Genomic DNA, 3,811 nt, shown 5'->3' on the forward strand with positions numbered 1-3,811 from the left:
CCACCGTCCGGGCCGAGCGCGAGGCGGGACTGGCCAGACGGCGGGAACGCCGGAGGCGCCTGAAGGCGCTGCTCCCGCGGCTTCCACGGCCGGTTCGGTACGCCCGTCAGAGCGGCATCCGGGCCCGCCGCCGCAGGACCCAGAACGCCGGCGTCCTGGCTTTGTTCCTCGGCGTCCAGGCGGCGGCGTGGCTGCTCTTCCCCTCCTGGGCCGCCAGGTTCGCCGTGCTGGTGCTGTCGATTCTCTTTCTGCCCGTCCTCGTCACGCTCGCCTTCGATCGCCGCGGCCGGATCTGAGCGGCAGGCCGGGCCCGTGGGGCACGTGGAGTGCCCGTGTCGGTCACCCGTGGCGGGTAGCCCGTGGCAGGGCTCCTCACCGCCGTGCGGTCGGCCGGTGAGACGCGGCGACGAGGTTCCAGGCCCCCATTCGGCATGTTCGACCTGCTCGTCCCGTCGCCGCGTCCGTCTTACCGTGAGGGTCGTGCGCCGGCCGGGTAGCGCGGGCGGCCCGCCTCACGGGGTCGTCCGCGGCGCTGATTCGAGGAAACACCGACCACGTGGTGGTTCACGGCATCCTGACGGATTCCCTACGTCCGTCACGCCGCTCTTGACGAGACCCGTACACGAGCGGCGGACCGACGGCTCACCGGCTCGGCTCGATAGGCTTCGGGCATGACGCTCACGCTCCTTCCCGCGGTCGATGTCGCCGACGGCCAGGCCGTACGCCTGGTCCAGGGCGAGGCCGGTACCGAGACCTCCTACGGGAGTCCGCTCGAGGCGGCCCTCGCCTGGCAGAGGGCCGGCGCGGAGTGGATCCATCTCGTCGACCTCGACGCGGCGTTCGGGCGGGGCTCCAACCGGGCGCTCCTCGCCGAGGTGACCGGCAAGCTCGACGTGAAGGTCGAGCTGTCCGGCGGAATCCGTGATGACGACTCGCTGGCGGCCGCGCTGGCCACCGGGTGCGAGCGGGTCAACATCGGCACCGCGGCCCTCGAGGATCCCGAGTGGTGTCGCAAGATCATTGCCTCGCACGGCGACCGGATCGCGGTCGGGCTCGACGTCCGCGGCACCACGCTGGCCGCCCGCGGCTGGACCGAGGAGGGCGGCGACCTGTTGGACGTGCTCGCCCGCCTGGAGGCCGACGGCTGCCGGCGCTACGTCGTCACCGATGTCACCAAGGACGGCACCCTGCGCGGCCCCAACATCGGCCTGCTCAGGGACGTGTGCGCGCGCACCGACAAGCCGGTGATCGCCTCGGGTGGCGTGTCGTCGCTCGACGACCTGCGTGCCATCTCGGCACTGGTGCCGGACGGCGTCGAGGGATCCATCGTCGGCAAGGCCCTCTACGCGGGCGCGTTCACGCTGGAAGAGGCGCTCGAGGCGGTGTCATGATCTCCAGGATCGGCTCCGGCGGGCCCTGGGAGGACGTGGTCGGCTACTCCCGCGCGGTGGTCGCGGGCCCGTGGATCCTCGTGTCGGGGTGCACCGCCGTCGTGGACGGGGAGCTGCGCCACGTCGACGACGCGTACGGGCAGGCGCGGACGGCCTTCGAGATCGCGCTCAAGGCGATCGCCAAGGCCGGCGGGTCGCCGCCGCACGTCGTGCGCACCCGCATGTACTTGCGGAACCTGGCCGACGCCGAGGCCGTCGGGCGGGCCCACGCCGAGCTGTTCCTGGACGTCCGGCCCGCAGCGTCGATGATCGGTGTCGCCGGCTTCATCGACCCGCGGATGCTGGTCGAGATCGAGGTCGAGGCCTACCGTCCGGAGGGATCATGAGCGCGAACACCGCCACCGGGGTCGCGGTCCGGGTCATCCCCTGTCTCGACGTGGACGCCGGGCGCGTCGTCAAGGGCGTCAACTTCCGTAATCTGCGCGATGCGGGCGACCCGGTCGAACTCGCCCGCCGCTACGACGCCGAGGGCGCCGACGAGCTGACCTTCCTCGACATCACCGCCTCGAGCGCGGAACGCTCGACGATGTACGACGTGGTCGGCCGGACCGCCGAGCAGGTGTTCATCCCGCTGACCGTGGGCGGGGGAGTGCGGTCGGTCGACGACGTGGACAGGCTGCTGCGGGCGGGCGCCGACAAGGTGTCGGTGAACACCGCCGCGATCACCCGGCCGGAGTTCCTGCGCGAGGCGGCGCACCGGTTCGGGTCCCAGTGCGTCGTGCTCTCCGTCGACGCCCGCCGGGCCGAGGGGACCCCCTCGGGTTACGAGGTGACGACGCACGGCGGCCGCAAGGGCACCGGCATCGACGCGATCGAGTGGGCGGCGCGGGCCCAGGAGCTCGGCGTGGGCGAGATCCTGCTCAACTCGATGGACGCCGACGGCACCAAGAACGGCTTCGACCTCGACATGCTGCGCGAGGTACGGCGCGCCGTCACCGTCCCGGTGATCGCCAGTGGGGGCGCGGGCGCGCTGGAGCACTTCGCGCCGGCGGTCGACGCGGGCGCCGACGCGGTGCTCGCCGCGAGCGTGTTCCACTTCGGCGATCTGCGGATCAGCGCGGTCAAGGAGTCGCTGCGAGCGGCCGGGTACCCGGTCCGCTAGGGCTCACCCCATGGTGCCGCGCGCGAGATGGCGGCCGATCACCATCCGCTGGATCTGGTTGGTGCCCTCGAAGATCTGCATCACCTTGGCCTCGCGCATGTAGCGCTCGACCGGGTAGTCACGGGTGTAGCCGTTGCCGCCGAGCACCTGCACGGCGTCGGTGGTGACCTTCATCGCCGCGTCGGTGGCGACGAGCTTGGCGATCGACGCCGCCCGGCTGTACGGCAATCCGCGGTCGCGGCGCCTGGCGGCGTCCAGGTAGGTGGCACGGGCCGACTCCACCGCGGCGGCCATGTCGGCCAGCAGGAAGGCCAGCCCCTGATGCTCGATGATCGCTTGCCCGAACTGGCGGCGGCCGCCGGCATAGGCCACGGCCTCGTCCAGCGCCGCCTGGGCGAGGCCGACCGCGCACGCCGCGATGCCGAGACGGCCGGAGTCCAGGGCCGACAGGGCGATGGGGAAGCCCTGCCCCTCGACACCGATCAGCCGGTCGGCGGGCACGCGTGCGCCGTCGAAGTGCAGCTGGGTGGTGGTCGACCCGGTCAGCCCCATCTTGCGTTCCGGCGGCCCGGCCGCCATCCCGGCCATCTCGCCGTCGATGAGGAAGCAGCTGATGCCGCGTGTCCCGGTCTCGGACGTGCGGGCGAACAGGACATAGAAATCGGCCTCACCGCCGTGGGTGATCCAGGACTTGCCACCGGTGACGAGGTAGCCGTCCCCGTCCCGGACGGCGCGGGTGCTCAGAGCGCCCGCGTCCGACCCGGCCTGCGCCTCCGACAGGGCGTACCCGCCGAGCAGCTCGCCGCCGAGCAGTTCGGGCAGCCGCTTGCGCTGCCCCTCGGAGCCGAAGGCGGCGAGTGGATGGCAGGACAGTGAGTGCACGCTGACCCCGACGGCGATGGACGCCCAGACCGACGCCAGCTCCTCCAGCACCTGGAGATAGACCTCGTACGGCTGGCCGCCGCCGCCCTGCTCCTCCGGATAGGGCAGGCCGAGCAGCCCGGACCGGCCGAGCAGCCGGAACATCTCACGGGGGAACTCCGCCCGTTCCTCGGCCAGGGCGGCGCGGGGCGCCAGCTCGGCGGCGGCGATCTCACGCGTCAGCGCCAGCAGCTCCTCGGCCTCGGGCGAGGGCAGAACACGGTCGGCGGGCATGGTGCACCTTTCGTTGTCACGCCTGCCTGGACGAGCAGGCATAACGGGCTTGCCAGGCAGACGAGACGAAGCGGCCTTCGGTGTCCGATCGGGTCGTCTGTCA

The 3,811-nt window shown here is 72.2% G+C and carries 5 protein-coding genes; 4 read left to right on the plus strand and 1 reads right to left on the minus strand.

Going from position 1 to position 3,811, the window contains the following annotated elements:
* The 4 genes from HKK72_RS37220 to hisF form a co-directional block, all read left to right on the plus strand.
* On the plus strand, window positions 1-296 hold a 296-nt coding region (locus tag HKK72_RS37220; protein WP_187239090.1), incomplete at its 5' end, for a hypothetical protein.
* A gap of 375 nt (window positions 297-671) precedes the next feature.
* A complete protein-coding gene (gene priA / locus HKK72_RS37225) occupies window positions 672-1,391 on the plus strand; it encodes a bifunctional 1-(5-phosphoribosyl)-5-((5-phosphoribosylamino)methylideneamino)imidazole-4-carboxamide isomerase/phosphoribosylanthranilate isomerase PriA (RefSeq protein ID WP_187239091.1) in 720 nt (239 codons plus the stop codon).
* Window positions 1,388-1,777 (plus strand): RidA family protein, encoded by a 390-nt coding sequence (locus HKK72_RS37230; RefSeq protein ID WP_187239092.1) that lies wholly within the window; start codon window positions 1,388-1,390, stop codon window positions 1,775-1,777. Before priA ends, HKK72_RS37230 begins: the two co-directional genes overlap by 4 nt.
* On the plus strand, window positions 1,774-2,553 hold the full coding sequence (gene hisF / locus HKK72_RS37235) for an imidazole glycerol phosphate synthase subunit HisF (protein WP_187239093.1): 780 nt from the start codon (window positions 1,774-1,776) through the stop codon (window positions 2,551-2,553). The genes HKK72_RS37230 and hisF overlap by 4 nt, the downstream gene beginning before the upstream one ends.
* A gap of 3 nt (window positions 2,554-2,556) precedes the next feature.
* Here the strand turns inward: hisF and HKK72_RS37240 are convergent, their stop codons facing one another.
* Window positions 2,557-3,708 (minus strand): acyl-CoA dehydrogenase family protein, encoded by a 1,152-nt coding sequence (locus tag HKK72_RS37240; protein WP_187239094.1) that lies wholly within the window; start codon window positions 3,706-3,708, stop codon window positions 2,557-2,559.
* Between the last annotated feature and the right edge of the window lie 103 nt (window positions 3,709-3,811).

It is taken from the genome of Actinomadura sp. HBU206391 (assembly GCF_014323665.1).
GTDB lineage: Bacteria > Actinomycetota > Actinomycetes > Streptosporangiales > Streptosporangiaceae > Actinomadura_C.

What these genes read in the sequence shown, in the direction of transcription:
- priA (WP_187239091.1), top strand. Translation starts at nt 672, where the DNA reads ATGACGCTCACGCTCCTTCCCGCGGTCGATGTCGCCGACGGCCAGGCC.
- HKK72_RS37230 (WP_187239092.1), top strand. Translation starts at nt 1,388, where the DNA reads ATGATCTCCAGGATCGGCTCCGGCGGGCCCTGGGAGGACGTGGTCGGC.
- hisF (WP_187239093.1), top strand. Translation starts at nt 1,774, where the DNA reads ATGAGCGCGAACACCGCCACCGGGGTCGCGGTCCGGGTCATCCCCTGT.
- HKK72_RS37240 (WP_187239094.1), bottom strand. Translation starts at nt 3,708, where the DNA reads ATGCCCGCCGACCGTGTTCTGCCCTCGCCCGAGGCCGAGGAGCTGCTG.